This is a genomic window from Bdellovibrionales bacterium, assembly GCA_016714165.1.
Lineage (GTDB): Bacteria > Bdellovibrionota > Bdellovibrionia > Bdellovibrionales > UBA1609 > JADJVA01.
Window position 1 is genome coordinate 1211833 of the sequence record JADJNU010000001.1, and the last position, 26409, is coordinate 1238241.

Here is a 26409-nt window from a genome sequence, read left to right on the forward strand (position 1 = left end):
CCACATCCATGAAGACGAATGAATCAGATTCCCCCGCAAATCAGAAACGTCCAGGACTCGTCCTCTCCGGAGGAGGAGCGAGGGGAGCCTATCAAGCAGGTGTGATCCGCGCCATTTTCGAGCTCAACAAAGACTTTCGAGTTCCGGACCTCTTTAGGATCATTTCTGGAGTCAGCGCCGGAGCTATTAATGCCGCCTTCATCGCATCTCACGCTCAAGACCTTGAGTCCGCCACCGAAGGACTTTGCCAACTCTGGAGAAACCTCAAACCCGAAGATGTCTTTTCTAATAACATTGGCACAATCGCCGTTAACGCCAGCCGAGTCATCCGCGGCCTGTCGTTTGGAGGTTTGAGCCAAAAACTCAGACCTGACTCGATGGCCCTTCTTGATACAGGTCCCTTGCGGCAGCTGCTCGAATCTGCCATACCCTTTGCTCAAATACAGAAGAATTTGGACAATGGGCACCTGCACGCCGTCTGTCTGTCAGCAACCGATTACTCCTCCTCTCTTGGAATTACTTTTGTTCAAGGCAAAGATGACCTCGCCATGTGGAACCGATCCAGACGCCACAGCGTCCGATCCGAGCTCACACTGGATCACGTTATGGCCTCTAGTTCAATTCCAGTCTTTTTTCCTCCAGTCAAAGTGAATGGACGAGAATACGGAGATGGTTGCTTACGCAACCAGGCCCCTTTAAGCCCGGCCGTTCACCTGGGCGCCAATCGTTTGATTGTGATCGGCATCCGCGCCTCCAGGCGACTCCATTTAGAAAACACGAGCCCCATGCAGGCCACGCTTGGGCGAATCATTGGGGTCATTATCAATTCCATATTTATGGACGCCATCGAATCTGATTTAGAACGTGTCCACATCATTAACCAAGCTTTAGGACAGAATGCCTCCCCAGACGGTCCAATGGGTCTCAGGCCCGTCTACCCTTTCTATCTGCGACCTTCGGAGGACATTGCACAGATTGCGTTTAAGCACAGAGACAGACTCCCCAAGGTTTTTCGTTATCTCATGGGAGGACTGGGATCGGCTGAAGAAACCAGCGACCTTTTGAGCTTTCTCCTTTTTGATCCTCACTATTGCTCGGAACTCGTCGATCTGGGCTACCGTGATACCAAGGCTCGAACGGCCGAGCTCGCTCTGTTTCTCGGAGCTTAATCACTTTTTTGCGCGTAGCCGGAAAGTACATCTCTCAGTATTTTCGCGACTGCCACAACATCTTTTCTGGGCAAAGTCTGATGAATTCCGACAAAAAAAGAACGAGCGCCCATGCTGCTGACATTGGTCAGTCCATCATGCGGCAAGGCCCGGAAAGCAGGGTGATCTGCTATATTGCCACCCATTAAACTTCGAACCTCCACTCCCCTTGATTTAAGAATTCGGGCAACGTCTCGAGCATTCCCCGAATCAAGAGTAATCGGGAATACAAATGGAGATCCACCTATGCCGGGAAGCTCGTACACACGAACCCGAGGGATATCTCTGAGGCTGTTATACAAAATCTCATATCGCCACAGTCTGCTCAGCTCTTGTTTATCAAAACTCTGCAACTGAAAACGGCCAAAGGCCGCGTTGAGTTCGCTCATCTCAAGATTGTAGCCCACTCTCTCATACCAAAAATTGTGATCCATGCCTTCCGGGGCAGTACAAAATTCAGGATCAACATGACATGTACAAGCTCGCCCCCAATGAGCTATGGAATCCGTTAAACGAAAATTTTCTAGATTATTCGATATAACAGCTCCTCCTCCGTATGCACTGAGGTGATGGGGGTGATAAAAGGACCAGGTTGTGAAATCTCCAAATTCATGGGCCTGTCGACCGTCAATGTTCAGGTTCATAGTTTCACAAGCATCCTGAATAATTTTGATGTTATGTTCGATCGCAATTTCGGCGATTCGCTTCATATCTACAGGAAAGCCAAGAAAGTGTGTCACCACCACAACCTTTGTGTCAGCAAGAATGGCTCTTTTAAAGGCCTCGGGATCGATCGTAAATTCGCCAGGCTTAATATCCACAAGGGACACATCAAACCCTGAAACCATCAAAGAAGACAAAGTGGTTGGAAATGAAAAACCTGCAGCAATTGCATGTCCTCCTCCAGTCAATTCCCTAACTGCGGCAGCTGCAACGAGATTTGCTGAGGATCCTGAATTCACGAGAGTCATTTGCGCTACATTGAATCTATCAGCCAGCTCCGACGCAAACAGCTTCAGATTCCTTCTATTCTCTCCCATATTGTCCTTGAGGAACCTCGCAAATCCTCGATGTCCAATCTGCCCCGTCGTAGGGTAGCGGGGCAATTGAGATGATCCCAGATTTCCTGCACAAGAAGAGCGAATCGCTTCTGAGGCATGAGTCCCAGCCGAAATTAAAACGGCCGCAATCATTATAAATTTACAAAAAAAATGCATGTTTTACAGACTCCTAAGGTTTGATCGGGCCTATTCGAAACTGGATTGCTGCAAACTTGACTAAATGCCAAAGCACCCCTATCCAGTCCCTCATGAGAGACTTTCATTTCCGTCCTTTTGCCCGCCACTTCCTTGTTCTATTCTTGTTAATAGCCCTTTCTGATAAGGCATCGGCAGACCAAAAGCAAAAACAAAATAATTGCAGAGATGTCATTCAGGACGCTTCAGGCTCAAGCGAAAATCAGGATCTTGAGTCATGGATGAATTTTGTTTATCGTCACCCTCATGAATTTACGATTCAATACCCACCGCGCAGAGAGTACTTCCAGGAGAATTTTCGAAATAGCGATCATCCCAAAGTTTCCCCTGACAGAGGGGCTCCGTGGCTCCTCTATATTCATGTGCCATTTTGCTTGAGCCGTTGCTTTTTTTGCAATTTCGCTGTTGATGTACGAAATCATCGTTCTCTTTACGAAAATTATGTGGGGGCCGTCCAGAGTGAGCTCAGGAATCTTGAGATTCAGATTGGACCAGATGGCGTCCCCGGAATTGATATTGGGGGAGGAACTCCAACCCGCCTCCCAATCGAATTCCTCGAAAAATTGCTGAATGCGTTGAAACCCTTTCAAGGAGCTTCTCAGCATCCATTTGGGACAAGCATAGAAACCACGCCCTCAATTGCCGGAATGGAACCTGAAAAAATGGCTCTGCTCTCGTCACAAGGCGTTCGTCGCGTCAGCATGGGAATTCAAAGCTTCAACGACAAACACCTGACGGATGTCAATCGACACGCACAGATTGATATGGGAATGCTTGCCGCAAAAAATATTCACGATTTGCCGTTCAAGCGCTTCAATGTTGACCTTATTTTTGGTTTACCAAATCAATCTGAACCTGATTGGGAGGAAGACCTCCAACAAGTTATCAAGTTGAATCCAGATTCAATTACAACCTACGACTGCTTGTACCGTGGGAAAGGGCGAGCATTAACAAAAAAGACGCCCTGTTTGCCATCGCTTGATGACTATGGTCGTCTCTACGATGTTGGATACAATTTTCTCTTAAAACACGGATATTATGCTCCATATGGCTCCGTGAATTTTTCTCGATATCCAGACGAAACGGGAACAAGCGCCTATTTTGAAGGTCGACTTCTGGATGGACTCCCCTATGTTGGCGTTGGCAATTACGCTTCCAGCTGGCTGGGAGACACATGGTATTTCAAGGTTAAGAAGCTTGATCAATACATCGCTTTGGCAAGAGAAAATCAATCCTTGGTTGGCGATGTTTACACTCTGCCCAAAGAGGAATTGTATGCAAAGTACATATTGTTCTCCTTGAACTACGGGATCATTGACGAAAAAAAATTTTATAAACGATTTGGAGTGGAGTTTTCAAAAATTTTTGAGCGGGAACTTGAGTATGCAATTGAAAAGAAATGGCTCGTCAAACAGGCTGGATTTTTATGGACAATTCCATACGGACAGTTCAGGAACATAAACTACGTTCGCAGTCTCTTTTACTCAAGAGAAGCCAAGCACTGGCTCATGCGACTTCATGGCCATGGACCCTGAGTTTACTAACATCTCTAACCGCCAAAAAACCTGATGGATTGAGCGCTGATACATAAGCCGTCATATTACGGCGTTTTTTGTTGCCTTACCAACCTAGAATCCTTATTCGACGTTGAGGTGGCATTTATGAGAAGCACTGGCCCGGCCTAAGTCAGGCCGGCGGGGTTCTATCCAATAACTGAATTGGCTTCCATAATTGCTTCTCATCCCTTGGAAACTTTCAGGCTGTGGAAAAAACGCTGTCGCTCCTAAAGAGTATTGTTAGATTATTCGATAGTCCTTCAAGCCACGAAATGCATTCTGAGGAATGGCTTTGGTTATGACAATGGCGGGCACGGCCAGCAAAATACCTGCCAGCACAAATAGCATCGCTCCTCCCATAATACCCAAAATATCCACCAGTTGACAGTTCAGGAACATTAACTACGTTCGCAGTCTCTTTTACTATCGATGTATCATGTTTCTCAGATATCAAGGTATTTGGGATCCGCACGAGCGCCACAAAAAACTTTCAATTCTGACGAAGACTCTGAGGTTTCGGGCTTGACGGCTAAGAGCGGTCCAATCCACTTTCTTACGGCTGGATCCTTAAACCGAAACAGAACTCCGTCCAGATAGAAATGAAAAAGATGAGTTGTTGCAGCCATTGCCCCAATGACAAAAATAAAGACAGGATTTTTCTGCCCGTTCTCAAAAAACCACCGATAAAAATAGTTACCCATCGGATGTTTTGAGCTAAGCCACATCAAAGTATGCAGCCCGGCCAAAACACATGTGATCCTTCCAATGCCCATGAATCTGCATTTCACCTTCTCATGATCAAAAAAAGTTCGGGTAATAAAATAATATTCTACTCCATGAATCGACATTATAAAAAGTACTGAGAAAAGAGGACTCGTCGAAATAGAAAGAATAAGTAGTCGACACAGATACAGTGGTTTATTACTCAATCCCACTTTAGGAACTAAGAAAATGGCGTTCAACACCAGAAGGCCCGCCAAAACTGGCTTTGCACGAAAAAGAAGATCAAACCAATAGATATTGCCTATCGGAATGACCCCACCAATTGTCACTGAAGCAACCTGTAGACCTATCCAAATCCAGAACAAAGCTCGCTCAATTCGATCTGCCCTCCCCAGACGAATCCATTCCCAGACCGCCAATTTCCCACCTGCTTCGAGCCTGCGATTGTAAAGAAGGGACAATCCCTGAGTTTGTCGACCGACGTGATAACTACCATAAATATTGAGATAATTCATAAGCCTATCGGTCCCTATCTCAGGAATAAATGAATAGTATTTTCCAAACGGAAAATAGAAACACAGAGAGAAGGCCAAAAATCCAAAATAAACCAAGACCAATTTCGCCGGAAAATAAAATCCCGTAGCCCTGCTTTTTTCTCGAACTAAGCTGCGAAAACTTTGCAATTCAATGAAAGCACCTAGCGTGAAAGTCGTATGGACCCAATTAAGAAAAATAGCTCCAGAAAGAAAAAATCCAAACATTCTTTTGGCATTTGATGATTCAAATTCAGCTGAGGTTACAAAATAAAGCAAGGGACCTATAAAAAGCAATGGAAGAAGCAGATTCAGACTCTCATAAGGATGAGCAAATATAGAAATTCGCTTCCTGACTAAAGGCAATCCAAACAGATCAGCGGCTCTTGACACCGAAGATTTCACAAATTCCTTTCAAAAAATTGCGCGAAGGGCCTCAGTCCAAAAAAGAGGACCTTACGTAAGCAACAGCATATTTGACTACCTTTCTATTCCATTGAATAGCCAAATTTTATTTTTGTTTATATAATCCGATAGTCCTTCAAGCCACGAAATGTATTTTGAAGAATGGTTTTGGTGATGACAATCGCAGGTACGGCAAGCAGGACCCCCGCCAGGCCAAATAACATTGAGCCTCCCATAATACCCAAAATAACCACCAAGGGATGAAGATTCACAGCACTTCCAAGCACAATGGGCTGAAAAACCAAGTTGTCGAGAGCAAAAACAATGGCTACGACAATTGAAACTGCCAAAAGAAGATTGTCCAATGTCACCATTGGAATCAGTGGATTGATTTCCTCTGCTATAATTCCGTAAGTGAGACTAAGTCCAAGGCCCATCACTGGTCCAACAAGAGGAATTGCTGTCGCAAAGGCCGCCAGAATGCCAATGAATATTGCAATCTTTGGGGCGGCCCCGATCACAAATAGACCGAGAGCCAGACTCACTCCAACCAGCCCGCACTCCATCGAAAGTCCTCGCAGATACTTTCCTATTGCCCCATCGACGGCCTCCAACACTGTCAAGGATAGTTCGAAATAGCGATTTGGCACAAGACGGACAAAAAATTGAGCAATGGCTCCATCGTCAATAAGAAAAAAGAGGAATGCGATTGGCAGCAAAAGCCAGATCGAGAGTAAACTGACAACCGTTTTTAACACCGACTGTTCGTGAGATCCAGAATTGGAGTTGCCTATGGCGTTGCTATTGTTGGAACTAGAACCTGAATTCGAATTGAGATTAGAACTGGGACTGCCGGCGGCATTCAGATTGGCATTCGGAGCGGAATCGTTCGTTGATTTCTCGGGAGCCAAGGACCCTTCACTTCCCTTTGTTTTGCTATTCGCCAGGAAATATTCATAATACTTCTCTGGGACCCTTTCCTGCCCCTTCAAACCCTGATGGTATTGTTCGAATGCAAGAGCCTGCTCAGGAGACAAGGAAAGAATATTGATGAGTTGAACACGCACGGGAGCTACATCATCAGCCATCATTTCGTAGAGATAGTTCCCTCTTCCAGTCACAGGATCAATCCCCATTATTTTATCAAATTTTTCGTTTAGCTTAAACTTCATCCTGACGAGAAGTTCCAACTTTTCTTTTTCTGATGGAATATTGCTCTTCACAAAAAAGGCTCCACCGAACAGAACCCCCAAGATCAATGAAAATATGATTGGAACTCTCAAACTATTTGGAAGCCAGCGGTAACGAAAAAGTGTTTTCAAGGGCCTAAAAAGATAAGCCAACAAGATTCCGATAATAAGTGGCAAGATCAAGGGCCTGAGCGACCAAGCAAGGTACGAAAAGCTCAAGATCAAGAGGGGAACAATGAGTCCCGCAAAAACAAGCGATCTAAAACGCCGATTGTCATCCATAATTAAGCGCTCTTTCTGTGAATGTCCGCCTGACGGTTGGTTGCTTTTAATCTCTCGCCAACGATGAATGCCAAGGACCGATATACTTCGCATGCGATCTCGGGATGGGATTTAGCCAGTTCAATGAGATCTGTTCGAAATAATGCATACACTTCAGTTGGCTTTGTTGCTCTCGCTGAAGCGGATCGAGGGGATTGATCGAGAAGAGCCAATTCACCCAAGAATTCTGAGGATTTCAAGGAGGCGAGAACGATCCGCGAGCTTGGGTCACTCGTCGTTTCGACAACGACTTCGCCTCGAATAATGACAAATAGCGCAGCACCCGGGTGATTGACCTCAAAAAGGTACTCATTTTCTTCATAGCGTCTCTCATGAAGGCGATTTGCCAGTATTTTGAGTTGCTGATCCGTCAAATGTTCAAAAAACGGAATAATTCGTAAAAAATCATTTCGCGAAACATCGCGAGATTTATTTTTTCGGAACTTACTGGACCAGAAAATTTCGTGGATTGATAAATTTGCCATTCTTGATAACCCTCACTTCATCACGCTCCCTCATCGGAACTAAGTCCTCACTTCTTAAAATTAGGGCGGAGCACCAATGAAAAAGGTCACCCCCTTTTTTTTAACCCCGTTCACTCGACCTAGACAAAAGGATAGACAATGGATCCCCTTTTGCCTAAAACTTCAATCTGGCAGCTCAGTTTCTTGAATTGTGGTATCAAGACAGTGACTCAAGGAGGCCCCTATGACCCTCGGTTCATCTTTTGTCCCGGCCATATATCAACCAGATCTTTCTTGGCAAGACTTCATCATTCAAAATCCTCCTCCAAACGACGAGGCAGTGGCAATGGATGTCGTCTTTGTTGGAGGGGGACCTGCTGGACTTGCTGGGGCGATAGAGCTCGCCCGGCTTGTAAAAAGATGACAAGGAAAACAATGGAACTATCGGCAACTTAGAGATTGGAGTTCTTGAGAAAGCAAGCTCTCTTGGAGGGCACAGCCTATCAGGAGCTGTCATCAATCCCGTTTCTTTAAAAATGTTGTTTCCCGAATTCGAAATGAAGGACTTTCCCTTTCGTGGGGCCGTGAAGGGAGATTCGGTGTATGTTCTGACTGAATCGAAGTCAATTTGCATTCCAACACCACCAACCATGCATAACACCGGAAATTACGTGGCCTCTATTTGCGAAGTGGTACGCTGGCTCGGCGGAAAGGCTGAGGAACTTGGAATTAACTTGTTAACCAGTTTTCCTGTGGATTCTCTCCTTACAAAAGATAATTCCGTGATTGGAGTCAGAACAACTCCCGCGGGACTTAATCGAGAGGGACAGCCAGGTGCGCAGTATATGCCACCCACTGATGTCTTGAGCCAAATCACTGTTCTCACTGAAGGCACGCGCGGAGCTCTCACCCAGGCTTATTTGAATTGGCAGAAAATTGAACCAGAATCCCCTCAGATTTACGCTTTGGGAGTAAAGGAAATCTGGCGTGTCAAATCCCCGCCGACCCTGGTGACTCACACCATGGGCTGGCCCTTACCTACCGATGCCTTTGGCGGAAGTTTTATGTACCCGCTGGGTGACGACCTTGTCGCAATTGGATTGGTCGTAGGCTTAGACTACCGTCAAAGTTCTCTCGACGTGCATCACTTACTGCAAAAGTTGAAAAAGCATCCTCTTTTCAGTCAATATTTGAAAGGCGGTGAAGTCATTGAGTGGGGGGCCAAAACCATTCCTGAGGGAGGATATCATTCATTTCCTCAGCGCTTTCACGGAGATGGCCTTTTGATGGCGGGAGATTGTGTTGGCATGGTTAATGTCCCTGCCTTGAAGGGTATTCACTATGCGATTCTGTCGGGGATTCACTCAGCACGAGTCGCTTTTAATGCACTCAAGGCAAAAGATACCTCGGCAAAAACTCTTTCTGGTTACGATCAATTGATAAAATCGAGTGTGATTCACAGCGATCTTTACAAAGTTCGCAATATGCGACAAGCCTTCAAATCAGGATTTTATCTCGGTGGATTTAAGGCAGCTCTCATGTCGGCCTCCGGTGGAGGCTTATTTGGAGGCGCAGTGACATTTGAAGAAGATGCCGAAGAGCCTAAGTTGTTTACTCCTGAAGAAAAGAGAGATGGCTTGAGCAAAGTCGATGCTGTTTACCTATCTGGAAATAAAACGCGAGATGACATCCCATCTCATCTCATTGTTGGGAAGGAAGTCCCTCCCGATGTGGCCGAATTCTACACTCATGTCTGTCCTGCTGGAGTTTATGAAAGGCAGGGAGATAAGCTTGTGGTTAATGCTCCTAACTGCGTTGATTGCAAAGCCACTGATGTGCTGGGACCTCGGTGGAAGCCACGGGAGGGTGGCAGCGGACCAAACTACAATCTCATGTAGCTCAGCCAGGCAGGACAGATATTTAAAGATATTCAAAGCCAAAGACTTCAGGGCAAAAATCCCTTGCCCTTTGATCACCCCGGTGGCCAACTCATTTGTCGCCCGCCCAAGATATGAATATGAAGATGAGGAACCGATTGCCCTCCATCACTGTTCGTATTGATAACGAGTCGGTAGCCATTCAAAGCAAGTCCCAAATCTCGCGCTATTTGCGAAGCTTTTACCATAAGATGTCCCAAAAGATCAGAATGCTCGCCTGTGAGCTCCGTCATCGATTCAATCACTTTTTTAGGAATCAAAAGAACATGTACGGGAGCTTGAGGCGATACATCCCGAAAAGCCAAACACAACTCATCTTCGTAGACAATATCTGCGGGCAATTCACGACGAATGATCCTATCAAAAATTCCCATAAAAATTCCTTTCGGGCTGCGCCTGCTTTCGACCCGGCGGGTGCTGGTGGCCTCTATCGAGACATCTCGCTTGGCAAGTTCACAACATGATAGCCAATCGCTGAAGAGAGTTCGGTTTCCCTTGGGGGTGGGGGGGGTTTTTGTTTTTGGGTGGGTTTTGTTTTTGTTTCCCTTCCCGGGCCCCCCCGGCCCCGGCGGGGGCCGGGGGGGGGGGGGGCCCCCCTTTGTGCCCCCGGGGGGGTTTTCCCCCCCGGGGGGGGGGGCCCGAAAAAGGGGGGGTGGGGGGGGGGGGGGGCGGGGGGGGGGGGGGGGCCCCCGGGGGGGGGGGGGGGGGGCCGGGGGCCCCGGGCCCCCCCCGCGGGGGGCCGGCCCCCCCCCGGGGGGCCGGGGCGGGGCCCCCCCGGGGGGCCCCCCGGGGGGTGGGGGGGGCCGGGGGGGGGGGGCGGGGGGGGGGGGGGCGCGGGGGCCCCCCGCCCCCCCCGGGCGGGGGGGGGGGCCCCCGCCCCCCCCGCCGGGGGCCCCCCGGGGGGGGCCCGCCGGCCCCCCCCCCCCCCCGGGCCCGGGGCCCCCCCCCGGGGGGGGGGGGCCCCCCCCCGCCCGGGGGGGGTCCGGGCCCCCCCCCCCGGCGTCCCCCCCGGGGGGGGGCCCCTTTTTTTGGGGGGGCGCCCGGGGGGGGGCCGGGCCGGCCCCCCCCGGGGGGGGGGGGGGGCCCCCCCCCGGCCGGTTTCCCGGGGCCCCCCGGGGGTTCCGGGGCGGCCGGCCGGGGGGCGGGGGGGGGGGGGGGGGGGCCCCCGGTTCCTGGGGGGGGGCCGGGGGGTGTCCCCCCCCCGGGGGGCCCCGGCCCCGGGGGGGGTGCCCCCCCCCGGGCCCCGGGGGCCCCGCCGGGGGGGGGGGGGCCCGGGCGGGGGGGGGGGGGGGGGGGGCGGGGGGGGGGGCGGGGGGGGGGGGGGGGGGGTTCGGCCCCCCCCCCCCCCCGGGGCCCCCCCCGGCCCGGGGGGGGCCCCCCCCCGGGGGGGGCCCCCCGCCAACGGGGGGGGGGGGGGGGGGGGGGGGGGGGGGGGGGGGGGGGGGGGGGGGGGGGGGGGGGGGGGGGGGGGGGGGCCCGGGGGGCCGGGGGGGGGGGGGGGGGGGCGGGGGGGGGGGGGGGAGGGGGCGGGTGGCGGGGGGGGGGGGGCGGGGGGGGGGGCCCTAAACCCACCAAAACTCCCCGGGTTCTTCAGAGAGGGGGGGGGGGCGGGGGGCGGAGGGGGGGGAGAAGGGGGGGGAGGGGGGGGGGTGGGGGGGGGCCGGCCCCAGCGGGAACCGGGGGGGGCCGGGGGGGGGGGAAGGGGGGGGGGGGGGGGGGGGGGGGGGGGGGGGGGGGGGGGGGCGGGGGGGGCCGCCGGGGGGGGGGGGGGGGGGGTTGGTGGGAAGGACGGGCAGGGGCCCGGGGGGCTTTTTGGGGGGGGGGGGGGAACGGGGGGGGGAGGGGGGGGGGGGCCCAAGGGGGGGGGGGGGGGGGGGGTTAAGCGCGGGGGGGGGGGGGGGGGGGGCAAAAATAAAGGGGGGGGGGGAGGGGGGGGGGGGGGGGGGGTTTTAGGTTGGGGGGCCGGGGGGGGGGGGGGGCGGGATTTTTTTGCGGGGGGTGAAAAAAAAATAAGAAGGGAGAATTAAAGAAGGGGGGGGTTCCGGGCAGGGGGGGGGGTCGCGGGGGGGGGGGGGGGGGGGGGGGGGGGGGGGGGTTTGGCCGGGGGGGGGAAGGTTTCAAAAAAAGGGGGGAAATGTTAAAGGAGTTTTCAAGCGGCGTCCGATGACTCCAAATTATCCTGATCGCTTTTAATCAAGTGGCCAAAGCGCTGAAGAAATTGATCAGCTTTTGACTGACTTGAAAAATACCCTGGGCTTACGGATGGGTGAAGACCCTTTGACTCAAGGAAGGCGAAGTAATGGCGAGTCAAATCAGTTAAATATCGCCCTGGTGGATCCATTTTCCCCTCAACCACCAAAACCGTATAGGATCCAACCAAAATAGAAGGTTGATCAGCATGATGGTGTCGCAAATACCCGCCAAAGTCATGCAAAAAACCCTGGATCTCTCCAATCCCACCCTGTTCTAATTTTCGATAATAGGGCAGCAAATCGTACACCACTGCTTGAAACTCACCCACATTGAGATTGATCGTCTTTTCCAGACGAAGATACCTCTGCAGGAGGGTCTGGCTTACGTTGTGTACTTGGTGCTTTCTCAGGTGATGAGACAAATAGTTAAATCCAAAAAACATCGATATTCCCACAAAGCTCATGGCGCCGACCAAAAGCCAAGCCGTGGGATCTTTTACCTCCAGCAATGATCTTGCAGCAAGGGCTGAATAGGTCCCCATACCAATCAAATACAGCAGCCAATGTCGTCGAGGAAGTCCCGAACACTTCAGGCGAATTAAAAAAGAGCCTCCATCAGATTCCTGCCAATGCAAAACTCTACTTGCCAGCATTAGGATTCCCTCCAGCAAGGGCAATGACAACAGAATCAACCAGATCAAACTATCCCGACTCGAAACCCCGGTCATCTCTGCACTCAAAAATTGATTCGCCAGCCAAAATCCCATCCAACCGGCGGCAAACTGATCTACGTCGTTTTCATTTCGAAAAAAAGCCCAGAGTCCGTTCGTGAGAGTGATCAACATGAATCCTATAGAACTCAGTTGTATCTGGGGGGCATCCGTCACAAAGAAAAGGTTGAGGACCAGAAAACAGCCCCACCAAGACGACAAACCCCTAAACATCACAAGTTTGGAATAACCCAAACTGACGAAGGCAACCAGCAAGCCCGCCAATAGGACCGATGGAATCTCCGAAAGGCCAAGCTGATTGATAAACGAGTTTTCTCCACAAACAGAAATACCGGCAAGCGCCCAGGACAGATACATAAATACCGTTTGTCCCGCAAAATCTCCCCGATGCACTCTGATCCATTCAGTAACAAAAAATGGAAGAAATGAAAAAATTAAATAGGCATCCTGATCAGATCCACTAAAAATCGCGAAAAAAACTGAGGCGACAAGAACGGCCACACTTCCCAGTCGGCCTCGTCCCTCTCCCAAAACGGTAATGGTCTGATTCTTCCACGCTGGCAACCGCAAACGGATGAGTACCAGCCCCAAGCTACCAAACAACCCAATGATTCCAACTCTTAGCCAATCCCAGCTCATCATTCCCACTTCTCGACCTAAGGATGTGAAAACTTAATGGAAATAAACAGCAGTTTGATAATTCGTATGGATCAGAATGATGCGATTGAAGAAATTCCCTTAAGATAAGATTTATTCTTTTATGATTGGTCTGTTTGACAACTCATCCTTATCGCCATCTAAAATCGGGAAATGTTCGCTCAATATCTCTTGGCACCTTTGAATAGCCTGACACATTCCCGATCCCAGATCGCGAGATTTTGCCCCTTGAATTAAAAACAACACAATCTCGTCCCAGGTACCTTCCGGAAGCTTGCCAGCAATCCCCCTATCAGCGAGAACGACTGCCTGACGCTCCATAAGAGAAACAAACAACAAAATGCCTGTCCGCCCCTTCGTCTGCTCCAAGCGAGCCTCATAAAATTCAATCTTTGCGCGTTGCTTAGCTAGCCATTCTCCATCGATTCTATTTATAAAAAAATACTGAACACGAGGTGAATTTGCCAAAATTCGCGTCGCCAAAATAGATACAAGAAAGCCTCCTACAAGATTCCACCAAGAATGACCAAATCCGGGATTCTCCAATTCCACTATTTCAATCATCACGAAAAAGAGGAGAAGAAACATCATCAATAGCATCGGAGCCACGTGGCCAATTGAGGACGAGCGGCGCACTATCACTGGAACGATTTCTCCGCTTGTCACCTTTTCAGCTTCGGCGACACATGTCTCAATACGAGCAATATCTTCGGATTTCAGATACTTTCTTGCCCATGACTCTAATTTCATCACCAACTCCCCGATGATCCACCGCCACTAAAACCACCGCCACCACCGGACCAACTCCCGCCGCGACTGCCGCCACCACCAAAGCCTCCACCGCCTCCGCGCCCTCCTCCAGACAAGAGAAGAAGAAAAAGAAAAGGATGACGAATAAAGAGAAGAAGCAATAGTGCCATCACGACAAAAATGGCCATTCGTGAAAGAGGAGAACTCTCATTCTTCGGCTGAACGAGATTCGTTAGTTTTTGAGCACCAAAAAACTGTTGCAAATCAAGATCTGGATTCGTTCTCTTTAAGATATTGAGAACTCCAAGAACTATACCCCTCTCGGGATCTCCAGAACGAAAAAGGGGGGTCATCACTTGATCAATTATTCTCCTTGCAATCGCGTCCGGAAGATCTCCTTCAAGCCCTTGTCCCACTTCGATCCTCATTCTTCGTTCCTTAGGAGCAACAAGAACAAGAATTCCTTTGTCCGACTTTTCAGTGCCAAGCTTCCATTGATCAGCCACCTGAATACTCGCCTGCTCAATACTGAGCTCCCCTAAAGAAGCTAGGGTCAAAACGGCCAACTGAGTCTCGCTATGATCGTGAACATAACGGAGCGCCGAGTTCAACTGCTGCTCTACACCCTCAGAAATCAGATCTGCCTGGTCAACAACAGGAGCACTCATGCGAGGAACAGAAAAATCAGCGAGAGCCGGTCCTGAAAGAAAAAAGGAAAAAATCCAGACTGTCAGAGAAATGCTAAAAAAATGGGTCAAAACTGCACCTTTGGTGCGGCTTCAATGGCCTTCGCATCTTCGGTGGTCCACTGAGCCATCTTTTCATGTTTAAAAAACAGAGAATTTGTCCAACTTGTAGGAACAACGGTAATAAGATTATTGAACCTCTTGATATTTTCGATGTGACGTTGGCGAGCAATCGTAATCCTGTTTTCCGTTCCCTCCAATTGTGCTTGGAGCTCACGAAAATTCTGATCGGCTTTCAAATCTGGATATTTTTCTACCACTACCATCAGCCGAGACAAAGCGGCACCCAAAGAGCCCTGAGCTTCCTGAAACTTTTGAACAGAGGCCACATCTGCAGCATTTATCTGGGTTGAAGTTGCCTTAGCTCTGGCGTTCACGACACCTTCGAGAGTTTCCTTTTCGTGCGAGGCATATCCCTTCACCGTATTGACCAAATTTGGAATCAAATCTGCACGACGCTTGTATTGGTTCACTATTTCTGCTTGAGAAGACTCAACTTCATTCAACTGCTGAGGAATGGATTGAATCCCACACCCACTCAGGAAAAAAACACAAAATAGTGAAGCAAGACAAAAACCACCAGTCCTAAAAATCTGAGATTGACCCATTGCAGAACCACCTTTTTTAAAAACTGAAAACATCCGAATCTCCATAGAAAACCAAAATAACTTCGACCCATAGGGTTCTATCAGGTCTGCAGCGAAAGTTCAATGACCGGCACAAAGTCGCTCAAATAGGCCTCAAGGACTCGTCCCTTCCCGCCGAAGACCCTTATTATGCAAAAATGGACTAGGCAAAAATGGCCCCCTCTTGCTTTAACTTTTCTCTTCATGGCCACGTCTTGTACTCCTTTGAGTCGAAGGGTTGCGGCGAAATTGGCGATCGACACAACCGGATCACTGGGGTGCGAACACCTCCAGAGTCGACTATTTAATCATCTTGATGCCATCTTAATGGAGGAACAGACATTTCCAGAACCACTTCTCGTCAAAACTGAATTGACAAAAAGGCTCACCGAAATTCTTTCAGAAAGAAATTTGAATTCATTGGACTCAAAGCTTGTTGATGACTTCGTCAACGCATACATGGACTTCTATCTTCTGGCGACAAAGTCACTTCCTGAGACACTCAGCACGAAGAATTCACCCAAGACGACTCTTGCCGCTCTTGTTGCTCTCGAGCTGGGCGATCAAACCACCCCTGAAAAGAGACAACTTCAACACCAATTGCTGAATCTCAGATCTGCGCTGCTGTCGGCATCTGAGAAGCTGGAACTCGATTGCGAAGAGCCAGACAAAGAACCCAAACATGATCCGGCGAGTGAAACTACGAATGGTCCAATTTTTGATTATCTTAAAAATAGATATCCCCTTCCCGTCTATGGTGGAATGAAATCGCTTCTCGTTGCCTACCAAAGTTGCGACATTCTGAATCTCAGTCCCATGAGTTCTAACTCCCCCCAAGTCGAGGGAATCTCTGTCGTAGGTCGTCATCCCAACGGCAACGGAAATGTGCGCAAAATAACTTCTCTTAAGGATGTGGTCGAGACACACTATTATATCAAGGATCAAAGTCCGCCATCCGAGTCCTGCGCAAATCTGAAAAAAGCCCCTCTCATTTACGATTACGGTGGAAAACCGGCCTCCTCGCCCTCCTTGCATTCATCCTTAGACTTCTTTCAAGATTCCGGGAGTGGAAGTTCCGAACTCGGAACCGATTGCAGCGGTTTTGTGTTCACGGCCTACGCCGCTGCCGGTCTAAAGCTCAGATCAGACCAACCCCTAAAGGCTCTGCAAGTTCTTGGCGTCAGCGCAGGAATGCTCAAGGAACCTCAGAGCAACGGCTTAAACTGTCTGAGTAAAAAATTTGGCGAGCTTATTCCAGGCGACTTGATCGCTTCAAATGGCCATGTCGTGATGGTGGACTCCGTGGGAACAGATCCCTTCGGTATCGCTCATTATACAAAAGAATCCGAATGCGTGATCGATTCGATGAATGTTTCTCGATTCAATTTCACCATTTCCCAAAGCTCACCAAGCAAAGGGGCAATTGGAATGAACAGAATGTTAGCCGCTGACTACTTTGCAACATCCCCATCGATGGGTAGCGGACTTAAAGATCACGCCGTCACAGCCTGCTTGAAAAGATTTGGCAAGAAAAAAAATCCATCAACTTCTTTGATCTCTGTTGTTCGCCACTCAAGCACTCTCCCTTGCCTATCTAAACCTGTTCCATTGACCCGCCAGGAATGCCTCCTTTCTTGCAATACTTCCAATTTGGATCATTTGCCCTTCTAGGTGTTTGTTTTTCTCATTCAAAAACAATGAGCTTCTAGCTTTCTCGTTGGCCTGATAATGAGCGACATAGGCCAAACATTCCTCCCAATTACCAGAAAAAACAGGAACCATATTTTTTCTATTCATCGAAAATCGATAAAGAGGGTCATAATAACATTCAAGCAGTTTCTTAATCCAAGTTAAGTGAAGCTCTTTGTATTTCGCTTCAAATGCATCTCTGATCATGGCAATCAATTGGTCTGCTGCTAAGCCACCTAACCTTCTCTGAATCCTCCGAGTGCAATGAATGAAATGTTCGCAAAGAGCCTCATGGGACAACCCCTTCGCAAGAGGAGATTCAACATATTCTTCATAGATGTTTTCGCTCCTCTGCTGTTCAGAAACTTGAAGATAAACCAGAGGGGCGCGAGCCATGCATTCGTACAATCCATGAGGCAGGGTCAGCCGACCAACCTGCCGACTCTCGTCCTCTACGAGAATTGAGCCTAAAGGGCCCTTTCTCGCCATCACAAGAGCTAGGGAATTCTCAAAGTTCATCTGAACAGGCTGGATCTCCTGAGGAAAGAGCCCAAACGCACTGCCTCGGTGGGAAGCAAGACTTTCAAGATCCAAAGAGTTATTGAACTCTTTAAGAAAACGCGTTTTTCCAGATCCCGTCATTCCACCTAAAACAAGAAAGCGAGGATATTGCTTAAAAACATTGAGTGCTTCTCGGCGCAGTCCCTTAAAGCCTTCTTCTACTCTCACGATGGCAAGTCCCGCTTCCTTCATCCACTCGCAGGCGATCTTGGAACGCAATCCCCCACGCCAGCAAAAAGCCAATGAAGAATCAGGGTCTCCCTCCCTCAAGGGCTTCTCGCCAACGAAGTGCCAGTTCCAAACGCAAGGATCTACCAATTCGTGACCCAAACGGATGGCAGCATCCTGACCACTTAACTTGTAGCAGAGTCCTACCTGGTGGCGGTGATCATTTTTCAGAATTGGAATATTGATAGCCCCGAAAAAGCTCCCCTGCGCAAACTCTCCCTCTGACCTAAGGTCGAGCAAGCGCAATCCTGAGTGCGCCACAACCATCTTGCCAAAAGCATCCTTTGAAGAAATGGATTCCATCAGAACAGCATAAATCTCCAGGCTCCGGCCCTAGCTATGGCAGCGCCTCTCTTTAGATTCAAGGACTTTCTACTGCTTTTTGATAGTGAAATAGCGAGGGGCACTCCAAGGTGAAGAATACTTTCCTTGCTCAGCCCTCAAACGCCAAAATACCTGACCCGAAAAGTCCCCACTGCTGAGAGCAAGGTCAAGATTTTTTACAGACTTCTCCTGAAGAATTTTTGAAAAACTGGAATCATTTGAAAATTGAATTCGATAGGTTTTTGCCTGAGATACCTCATGCCATTCAAAAACCACAGGACTTGCTGCTGTACCAAAGGCAATGAGAGTAAGACCATTTTCTGGACCCTCAACCTGGGGAGCTGGCAAAACAAATGTATTTTTCACTTCTATTTTTTCGGTTGCAGAAAAATCGCTCACAATTTCGTTTCGATCACTGATTGCCGCTACTTTAAGAAAGCTTGTACCTGGCTTAAAATCTTTCTCAATTTCATTGTTACGGGTATCAATAGTTTCAACATCTTTGCTGAAATCACTTTTTGAACTCACCAGCAATCGATAAGCCTTGGGCCCGAGGCACTCCCTCCCACTTCCATTTGTATTTGGCCCTTTTCGTCTCAACCTCAGAGGAAGAGCTTACCTTTTGAATTATAATTTCAGACTGTTTCTGCCGAGGAGAATCAAGCTTGATCTCAATTTTTCCCAAATCACTGAAGGCAGATCGAGTCTCATCTGCGCGCGCCCTAGCCCTCCAGTAAAATGCTCCTGGCTTAGCCGCTCTCCATACAGCTCGAGGGTATCTTGTCTCAAATGACGAAATCATTTTGGAAAACTTTGCGGTCCCAGAGATTTCCACTTCATATGTCTTCGCTCCCTCAACTTTCTTCCACTGTAAGCTTGGTGGATTGATAGGGAGTAACTTCGCCAAACCGGCCGGACTGCGGTCAGTTGTCTCTGGAAAACTCAAAGTGATTTTCCTCTCTTTTTCGGACAGTTCGGGAGCCTTAAGCTCTTTTAAGACCTCCTTGCCATTTTCATCTGAATTCAATGCCTCATTTGTTGGATCCAGCTTGAGGTCCTCAGGTGGAACTTCTCCCTCCTTCAAAGAGGAATCTGCCAATGCCTTTGCCTCCAATCGGGCTTGGCGATCGATTCCGAATTGGTAGACGTCACTCCATTTGTCAGCTATCGGCGTAGCTCCCTCTGCTTTGACGCGCCAGTAGTATTCTCCCGGTTCCAAAACAACTCCCGCCACGAAGTGTGTTCCGCTAACAACTTGTTCTTGGATCCCTGAGCTAAATTGAGAATCTGAGGAGACCTGCCATCTGTACGAATCTACTCCCCGCTTATCTTGCCACTCGAATTTCAATTCCAGCGACTTCCCTCCTGAGGGTATGTCCATGCCGTGAAAGGGGTAAATCAACAGGGGGGGCTCCTTTTTCAGCAGGACAAATTCACCCTGCCGACTGATATCTTCCCAATCCGACTCGCCGCTCTTTTTTGCCTTGAATACGCCAATAGTATGTTCCTTCAACCGAAAGATCCTTTGTTGCGAAAGAGGAGGCTGGAACTTCTTCTTGAATCAAATTCTTAGAAAAGTCCTCTTCATTTGATATTTGAATGCGATGAGTGAAGCTTCTCGCAATCACCTCTTCCCAGATAAATTTGACATATCCTCCCCCTTCAATCCACACCTTCGCTCCAAAACCTGGGCTACGAAGAACGAGCGAATCCTCCACAAGCTTTAATACACGGTCATTGTCGACCTCAATGGCACGATTTCTGGAAATCGTTTTGCCTTGATCATTAAGGCGCATTTCAATCCCACCCAAAGATGTCGAGACTGAAATCTTGCCTTTCTTACTTCTTTGTAATTTCACGGAGTTTTCTTTATGGGAGCCCTCGAGAATCGCAACCGAATTTCCTTGTCGCAGTTGAATGGCATTTCCCTTTTGAACCGTCGCAATGATACCCCCAATTTGAAGATCAAGAACAAGGTCCTTTCGGGCGCGTCTCAATATCACTAAGCTATTGGACGCCACGTCTATGCTCAGTCCTTCTTCAAATCGAACATTTACCCCTGAATTTTCACCTGTAAAAATGCTGTCATTTTCGAAAAGAACTTCATGTTCAAAAGCTGGAAACCAACTCATGCTATTGCCGATTCGACGACGGACATCTTGTTCTGCAGCAATGATTTGGCCAATGGGCTCTCGGTTATCAACACGATAGCCAGACCATTCACGCAAAAGGCGATCCTGCACAATCAGATATGCACTCCCGAGAATTGCGATGATAGACACTGCGAGCACCAACCGATCCACTCGTCCTAGTCCAAGGTCTCGTGACAATCGCAAAGAACCTCCCTTTCGATACATATATCGAACCTCCTTCCTTATTTTTTAAGTCCAAAAAATGAAACATGTATTGATGAGTTGATTTGTCTTTAAATACCGCCGAGAAGGAATTCAATGAAATATTTCAAGCGAATACCTCTTCGTTATAAATTGCTTGTGTTGCTGGTAACGCTGACTTCCTTGTCTCTTCTTGTCTATGCTCGACTGGCTTTAAATATTTTTGAAGAGGACAAGCTTGCCTACGTGTTCGACTCCAGTCTCGCTCACGTGGAGGCTGTTGCTAAGCAATTCCGATCTGAAGTCGAATTTGACTCGTCCAAAATCCAATTCTATATGAAAGGGTACCAGACTGATCTGGCAACATTCCACTCGTACACTCTTGCCATTCAACCCTCCGATCCCTTTATGGACGGAATCTGGACGTATCACCTAGACGAAGGTTCGACCTCATACGTTCTTAAGGGAGAAAGCACAAAACCAAATCTGAACCCCGAATTGAAGGAGAACCTATTTGATTCCAGTTCAAATCTCATATCTTCCGCACTTGAAAATGAAATTGGAATTTCAGCAATCGCAAATCGCCCGGGCTATTGGTTTTTGTCCATGAGGTACAGGCAAGCGGAACAAAAAAAGCCAATTGTTGTCATTGCTCTTTTTAATAGGGGCAACTTTTTAGATTTCTTTTCAAATCCACAGCTGGAGGACACCTTTCTTGTAAGCCAAAACAACAGAGTCTTATTAAAGCCGCTACAACCAACCTATCCCGAGCTTTCAAATCCCGAACTTGAAGAAGCTTTGCAGTATCTTTCCAATCCCGAGAATTCAAAATCATCCGTCCATACATGGAAAACAACAAAAAGTTCGTCATCACCACCCTCGTGGCTTTTATCGGCAATTTTGGTCGGAGTTGGTGATCTTAAAATTGTGGCCTTTGTTCCAAAGAATGCGGCCTTGGCAACCGTTAGATTGCTGGCCGTTAAATCAACTCTCTTTCTTATTCTTCTTATTGCCTTCGCCGCAATTGTCAGCGTTATCGCAGCTCACCAACTCACCGGCTCGCTAAAACGACTCTTTGAAGCGACGCGAAAGGTGGCTACAGGAAACTTTGACATTGAAGTCCCCGTCGAATCAGAAGATGAGGTCGGAGGTCTCACCCGAGGGTTCAATCATATGACTCAAGAAATCAAGCGCCTCCTCATTAACACTGCTGAAAAATCACGAATGGAATCCGAACTTCTCACGGCAAGAACTGTTCAAGCGACTCTGTTCCCGAATCCAAAATTTTCGTCAAACGCAATATCAATCGAAGGCTACTACGAACCCGCAAGTGAATGCGGAGGTGATTGGTGGTACTACACCAGAATTGGCTCAATCACTTACCTCTTGATTGGCGATGCGACGGGACATGGCGTTCCAGCTGCCCTCGTCACTTCAGCTGCCCGCAGTGCAGCTCGAATATTTGAGGAACTTCCAGAACAATCCGTTGATCATCTGATGTCTTTGTTGAATAAGGCCATCAACGGGACCTCGGGCGGGCAGGTCAACATGACTTTTTTTCTGGCCTCTTTCGACGAAAAAACAGGCACACTTCAATATTCCAATGCCTCTCACGACCCCCCATTTTTGATCCGGCCAAAGGTGGGCGAAAAGCTGCGACAAAACGATGTAATTCCCTTGATGAACGCGGCCGGCAAACGTTTGGGCGAGTCACCAGATTCGGTATACACCGTTGCTCAAGAAAAACTGAATCCGGGAGATAAACTTGTCTTCTATACGGATGGGGTCACCGAACTTAGAAATCCAGCGGGCGAACTTTGGGGTGAGCGAAAGTTTATTCGCACTATTCTTAAAACTCTCAACAGCGAGGACAGTTCTCTCGATGCAGCGATGAAGAATCTCCACCTCAGCATCCTTGAACATCGCCAAGATGCACTTCTGAATGACGACATCACCTATTTCATGTTGCATTATAGTCGAGTTGGTTGATTTTTTTTGACTGAGGCTCGCTTTACGGCCAGACTTTCATAGTGGGTAAAATTCCAAAACTTGATTTTTTATTCCAAAATCCTCCATCAACTTGGTTTTTGGCCTATTCTCTTTCTTTTGTTTAGTGATTATTTTCTCCCCGGCTCGAGCTGAAGAGACACCTGTGCCCGAACAGGCAACCACAGAGACCGAGACCGAAATGAACTCCCTAAAGAGCGAAGAAGGTCCTGAAGGTGGCAACAATAATGAACCACCGAAAAATAATGATTTGCCTGCGACTCCTTTGGACGCTACCTCTACTGAGGTCTCGCCTCAACCTCCTGCTGCCATTGTAGAGCCCATTCCCATTGAGTTCTTTCGCCCTGAACTCGGCCAAACAAGCAATGAAAATCGGACACGTGTCATGGTTTCTGGAAAGACGATACCTGGGGCCTCGATTGTGGTTGCCAATAAAAAGCTACCCTATTTTAGTGCCAACCAAAAACTTAATTATTTGAATTTAGAAGACGTTCTCATCGGAAAACGAACGGCCATAGCCAATGCCGAAGGCCTCTTTCTCTTTAATTTTGATCTTCCACCAGAAAATATCCAAATCACACTGAAAATCACCAAACCCAAATCACAGGTGAACCAAGCCTTTCAACTCAATCTTGCCGTCACCAAACAGGAAGTAAAGGTCTCCGATTTAGGTGAGCTAAAGGAAAGCCCCCTGTATTCCAAACATTATGCCGTCTGGCTTGGTACGGGTTTTAATTTTCTACGTTACGCGCAGGAAAGCTCGGACATCCAATCTGATATTGAGTTCCAAACTTTTAAAGGGCCCTCTTTTTTTGCGAGGGGCTGGTGGAAGGTTAAAGAAGAATTGGACGCAAGTTTTGAAGCCAAAATGTCTCCCGGGGGCGTAGATTCCTCGAGCAGCATTGATATTTCGTCCGGAAATTACAATTGGACCATTTATGCGATTGAAGGCACATATTACCCTCATAATTGGAGAACGACTTTTTTTGGACTCCCCTCGCGTTGGGGAGCGAGAGCTGGTCTTCAACACCATATTGTGCCTTTTATTTCCAGGACTGGTGCCTCCGAAACATCTGCTGAAATTGTCACAAACTCCCTCTCAATGTTTACAATTGGATTTCAAAACAATGTAGACATAAGCTCAAAATGGGCCTTCGAATGGCTGATGCGCTACCAATCCCCTTTATTCATGGGAAGCGTATTTCAAATACTTCCCAATTTTGGATTTGACGGTTCTGTCGGTTTGATTCGTGCTCTTCAACGAAATTGGAAGTTGGGATTTTATTGGTACGGGCAATGGCATGACTATTCCTTTGTTCACAAAGATCGATATTTGATCAATCAGGGAGACACCACTCCCACAATCAAGGGCCATCAGGTTCTATTTTTTTCAAACATAGAAGTCAGGGCCGGATTTGAATTCAATTAGTATCCGGGAAGAGGGCAACATAAGCTCCTCCCAGCAGACCTGTCTCCAGCCCCAGTTTTGCCAAACCTATGTCGGGCAGCAAGTCGATACCAGTGCGTCGAGTCGACAATTGAGTCTTTATCTTTTCTCGAGCCAGTGGCAAAAACAGATCGGTCGCTTCGCTAAAGCCACCAGAAATCAATATCTTCTCGGGCGAAAAGAGGACGACCAAAGTTGTTATCATTTGAGAAAAATAGTCAGAATACTCCACGAGTGCCTCTTCACATCTCTGATCACCCGCACGAGCACGGCTGACAAGCTGCTCACCAGTCAAATTGGGCTCTCGCCACAGTGAAGCCATTCTGCGGGTGAAATTAACCCCAGAAAGGAAAGCCTCCGCGCAACCATAGTTTCCACAACCGCATGGGGCTGAAATATCTCCCGCTCGTAAGTACACATGCCCGACCTCAGGATGTAGACCTCGACCTGAGCGCAAAAGGCTGCCGTTTGCGACAACGCCAACACCAAGCCCCGTCCCCAAAGTCATCACAACAAAATTACGGACACCCACTCCCGCTCCCTTCCACCCCTCTGCCAAAGCAGCCGCAGCCGCGTCATTTTCAAGCTTCACCGGCAGAGAGACTTCTTTGGCTAAAAGGGAGCTCAGGGGAACCTCTCCCCAACGCTCATTTTTTCCGTGAAGATTCGTCGGATCCAACAAGCGCCCAGTCGCTGGGTCCAGAGGACCTGCTGAAGCCAGTCCAACGGCTTGTATATTCGGAAACGACCCTTGCAGTTCCCTGATGATTCGCGCTATTTGGTCAATCAAACCCGACGGGCCCCGATTGAGAATCACCACTTCTCGCAAAACACGATGAATTTGCCCATTTTCAGAAACAAGGCCCGCTGACACTTTCGTCCCACCCAGATCTATTCCCACAACTTGCTTCACGCTTTCGCCTCACTCATTCATTGACTACTTGTGATACTGGGTTGCCAGACTCACTTCTCATGGGAATAATAGAATCTCAGAAGATTGGATGCAAGCAAGGAGGCCACAATGTCCCCACTCCAATTCCCAACTCAACAAATTGAGCTTGGCAACTTCATCGGAGGCGAATGGATTCAAACTTCCGGGAAAAGGAGAAACGTCCTAAGCCCATACAATTCACAAATTCTTGGGTCTTTCAACGAATGCACGCCTTCTGAAATAGACCAAGCGATACAAACGAGTTCGAAAGCCTTTTATCATTGGAGTCAAACAACACTTAAAGAACGATGTGGTCTGCTTCTCCGATGGCGTCAGATTTTGTTGAATAATTTGGATTCGATGACTCTTATTGTTTCTTCAGAATCCGGAAAAACTCCATCTGAGGCCAAAGCAGGCATTCTAAAGGGCATCGAAGTTTTAGAGTTTGCCTCGGCGCTACAGAACCTGGATACCGGGGGGCAAATGGAAGTCTCGCGCGGAGTGAACTGCGCTTTTCGCAGGGAACCCCTCGGAGTCGTAGCAGGAGTGACGCCCTTCAATTTTCCCGCCATGGTCCCAATGTGGATGATCCCCTTGGCTCTCGCGGCCGGCAATTGCTTTATCTGGAAGCCCTCAGAAAAAACTCCTCTCACCTCAAAGTGGCTCGCAGACGGTTTGCGAGAAGCGGGGCTGCCAGCGGGAGTTTTTTCTGTTCTTCAGGGCGGGTCGTCGGCCGTCGAAAACATCATTGACCATCCCGAAGTTAAAGCTCTTGCGTTTGTTGGGTCTTCCCCAGTCGCAGAATCAATTTATCGAAGAGGAACTCAACTGGGCAAGCGCGTCCTCGCCCTCGGAGGTGCAAAAAATCATATTTTTCTACTGCCGGATGCAAATCCTGAGTTAGCGGCCGAAGGGATTGGCGATTCCTTTACAGGCTGTGCGGGACAGCGCTGCATGGCGGCCAGTGTTCTTATTTCTATCGGCGACTGTGACGATCTCATAAAAAAAATCGCAGACCATGTGAGCAAAAAAAAATTGGGAACAGACATGGGAGCTATTATCAGCAAAGCTTCTCTGGATCGCCTGCTCGCAGCTATTTCAGAAGCAGAAAAAATGGGAGGAAAGCTCTTACTGGATGGCCGAAAAAATACTCCACCCAAGGGTTTTGAAAAAGGATTTTGGCTAGGACCTACTATCATCGATCATGCCCCTCGCCATTCTCAAGCTGCTTGTGAGGAAATTTTCGGGCCAGTTTTGGCAATTATCCACACAAGAAATCTCAGTGAAGCCATCGCCATCGAAAATTCGAGCAAATACGGAAACGCCGCCAGCATCTTCACCCAAAGCGGACCTCTTGCTGACCGCTTCGCTCGCGAAACCAAAGCCGGAATGATTGGGATCAATGTTGGAGTGCCTGTTCCACGTGAGCCCTTCTCCTTTGGAGGGGTGGGAGTGAGCAAATATGGCCACGGCGACATCACCGGAATGAGCGGCCTAGACTTCTGGACCAACCTCCGTAAAATTACAACCAAGTGGCAGAGTCAACCCGACCAAAATTGGATGAGCTGACCCAAGTAGATAGGTCTCGACGCTG

Annotated in this window: 23 protein-coding genes; 8 read left to right on the forward strand and 15 right to left on the reverse strand. The window is 48.8% G+C overall.

Going from position 1 to position 26409, the window contains the following annotated elements:
- The first annotated feature begins 8 nt into the window (after positions 1-8).
- On the forward strand, positions 9-1169 hold the full coding sequence (locus tag IPJ71_05430; GenBank protein MBK7843125.1) for a patatin-like phospholipase family protein: 1161 nt from the start codon (positions 9-11) through the stop codon (positions 1167-1169).
- Here the strand turns inward: IPJ71_05430 and IPJ71_05435 are convergent.
- Positions 1166-2425, reverse strand: coding sequence for a DegT/DnrJ/EryC1/StrS family aminotransferase (locus IPJ71_05435; protein ID MBK7843126.1), 1260 nt, complete (start codon positions 2423-2425; stop codon positions 1166-1168). The two genes, IPJ71_05430 and IPJ71_05435, sit on opposite strands and share 4 nt — an antisense overlap.
- Before the next feature lie 92 nt (positions 2426-2517).
- Here IPJ71_05435 and IPJ71_05440 point away from each other — a divergent pair, with 92 nt between their 5' ends.
- A complete protein-coding gene (locus tag IPJ71_05440; protein ID MBK7843127.1) occupies positions 2518-3999 on the forward strand; it encodes a radical SAM protein in 1482 nt (493 codons plus the stop codon).
- Between the two features lie 261 nt (positions 4000-4260).
- Here the strand turns inward: IPJ71_05440 and IPJ71_05445 are convergent, their stop codons facing one another.
- The 4 genes from IPJ71_05445 to IPJ71_05460 all read right to left on the reverse strand — a co-directional run bounded on the left by IPJ71_05445 (position 4261) and on the right by IPJ71_05460 (position 7677).
- Positions 4261-4419, reverse strand: coding sequence for a hypothetical protein (locus IPJ71_05445; GenBank protein ID MBK7843128.1), 159 nt, complete (start codon positions 4417-4419; stop codon positions 4261-4263).
- Between the two features lie 44 nt (positions 4420-4463).
- Positions 4464-5681 carry a hypothetical protein gene (locus tag IPJ71_05450; GenBank protein MBK7843129.1) on the reverse strand — a complete coding sequence of 406 codons (1218 nt, stop codon included), beginning with the start codon at positions 5679-5681 and terminating at the stop codon, positions 4464-4466.
- Between the two features lie 116 nt (positions 5682-5797).
- Positions 5798-7153, reverse strand: coding sequence for an AI-2E family transporter (locus IPJ71_05455; GenBank protein ID MBK7843130.1), 1356 nt, complete (start codon positions 7151-7153; stop codon positions 5798-5800).
- 2 nt (positions 7154-7155) lie between these two features.
- A complete protein-coding gene (locus tag IPJ71_05460; protein MBK7843131.1) occupies positions 7156-7677 on the reverse strand; it encodes a cyclic nucleotide-binding domain-containing protein in 522 nt (173 codons plus the stop codon).
- Positions 7678-7900: 223 nt separating this feature from the next.
- Here IPJ71_05460 and IPJ71_05465 point away from each other — a divergent pair, with 223 nt between their 5' ends.
- Both IPJ71_05465 and IPJ71_05470 read left to right on the forward strand, forming a co-directional pair.
- The gene (locus IPJ71_05465; GenBank protein ID MBK7843132.1) at positions 7901-8080 is read left to right on the forward strand and encodes a hypothetical protein; all 180 of its coding nucleotides are present in this window, start codon (positions 7901-7903) and stop codon (positions 8078-8080) included.
- A 133-nt stretch (positions 8081-8213) separates the two neighbouring features.
- A complete protein-coding gene (locus IPJ71_05470; protein ID MBK7843133.1) occupies positions 8214-9554 on the forward strand; it encodes a 4Fe-4S dicluster domain-containing protein in 1341 nt (446 codons plus the stop codon).
- A 74-nt stretch (positions 9555-9628) separates the two neighbouring features.
- On the opposite strand, the gene IPJ71_05475 is transcribed toward IPJ71_05470, so the two are convergent.
- From IPJ71_05475 to IPJ71_05495, 5 genes are all read right to left on the reverse strand, one after another.
- Positions 9629-9967, reverse strand: coding sequence for a histidine triad nucleotide-binding protein (locus IPJ71_05475; GenBank protein MBK7843134.1), 339 nt, complete (start codon positions 9965-9967; stop codon positions 9629-9631).
- Positions 9968-11742: 1775 nt separating this feature from the next.
- Complete coding sequence (locus tag IPJ71_05480; protein ID MBK7843135.1) at positions 11743-13158, reverse strand: hypothetical protein; 1416 nt, start codon at positions 13156-13158, stop codon at positions 11743-11745.
- 108 nt (positions 13159-13266) lie between these two features.
- Positions 13267-13923 carry a hypothetical protein gene (locus IPJ71_05485; protein MBK7843136.1) on the reverse strand — a complete coding sequence of 219 codons (657 nt, stop codon included), beginning with the start codon at positions 13921-13923 and terminating at the stop codon, positions 13267-13269.
- A complete protein-coding gene (locus IPJ71_05490) occupies positions 13923-14681 on the reverse strand; it encodes a TPM domain-containing protein (GenBank protein MBK7843137.1) in 759 nt (252 codons plus the stop codon). The genes IPJ71_05485 and IPJ71_05490 overlap by 1 nt, the downstream gene beginning before the upstream one ends.
- Positions 14678-15277, reverse strand: coding sequence for a LemA family protein (locus IPJ71_05495; protein ID MBK7843138.1), 600 nt, complete (start codon positions 15275-15277; stop codon positions 14678-14680). Before IPJ71_05495 ends, IPJ71_05490 begins: the two co-directional genes overlap by 4 nt.
- A gap of 168 nt (positions 15278-15445) precedes the next feature.
- Between IPJ71_05495 and IPJ71_05500 the strand changes: the two genes are divergently transcribed.
- Complete coding sequence (locus IPJ71_05500; GenBank protein MBK7843139.1) at positions 15446-16966, forward strand: hypothetical protein; 1521 nt, start codon at positions 15446-15448, stop codon at positions 16964-16966.
- Here the strand turns inward: IPJ71_05500 and selU are convergent.
- From selU to IPJ71_05520, 4 genes are all read right to left on the reverse strand, one after another.
- Positions 16886-18076, reverse strand: coding sequence for a tRNA 2-selenouridine(34) synthase MnmH (selU, locus tag IPJ71_05505; protein ID MBK7843140.1), 1191 nt, complete (start codon positions 18074-18076; stop codon positions 16886-16888). The genes IPJ71_05500 and selU overlap by 81 nt on opposite strands.
- 69 nt (positions 18077-18145) lie before the next feature.
- Complete coding sequence (locus IPJ71_05510) at positions 18146-18625, reverse strand: hypothetical protein (GenBank protein MBK7843141.1); 480 nt, start codon at positions 18623-18625, stop codon at positions 18146-18148.
- Positions 18609-19610 carry a hypothetical protein gene (locus IPJ71_05515; GenBank protein MBK7843142.1) on the reverse strand — a complete coding sequence of 334 codons (1002 nt, stop codon included), beginning with the start codon at positions 19608-19610 and terminating at the stop codon, positions 18609-18611. The genes IPJ71_05510 and IPJ71_05515 overlap by 17 nt, the downstream gene beginning before the upstream one ends.
- Entirely contained in the window at positions 19531-20454 is a 924-nt protein-coding gene (locus tag IPJ71_05520) for a hypothetical protein (protein MBK7843143.1), read from the reverse strand. Before IPJ71_05520 ends, IPJ71_05515 begins: the two co-directional genes overlap by 80 nt.
- Before the next feature lie 93 nt (positions 20455-20547).
- On the opposite strand from IPJ71_05520, the gene IPJ71_05525 reads away from it, so the two are divergent.
- Positions 20548-22419: a PP2C family protein-serine/threonine phosphatase gene (locus tag IPJ71_05525; GenBank protein ID MBK7843144.1), complete on the forward strand. Its 1872-nt coding sequence runs from the start codon at positions 20548-20550 to the stop codon at positions 22417-22419.
- 163 nt (positions 22420-22582) lie between these two features.
- Positions 22583-23866, forward strand: a complete 1284-nt coding sequence (locus IPJ71_05530; protein ID MBK7843145.1) for a hypothetical protein — start codon at positions 22583-22585, stop codon at positions 23864-23866.
- Here the strand turns inward: IPJ71_05530 and IPJ71_05535 are convergent.
- Positions 23859-24797 (reverse strand): ROK family protein, encoded by a 939-nt coding sequence (locus tag IPJ71_05535; protein MBK7843146.1) that lies wholly within the window; start codon positions 24795-24797, stop codon positions 23859-23861. The two genes, IPJ71_05530 and IPJ71_05535, sit on opposite strands and share 8 nt — an antisense overlap.
- Before the next feature lie 108 nt (positions 24798-24905).
- On the opposite strand from IPJ71_05535, the gene IPJ71_05540 reads away from it, so the two are divergent.
- Complete coding sequence (locus tag IPJ71_05540; protein MBK7843147.1) at positions 24906-26384, forward strand: CoA-acylating methylmalonate-semialdehyde dehydrogenase; 1479 nt, start codon at positions 24906-24908, stop codon at positions 26382-26384.
- Positions 26385-26409 lie beyond the last annotated feature (25 nt).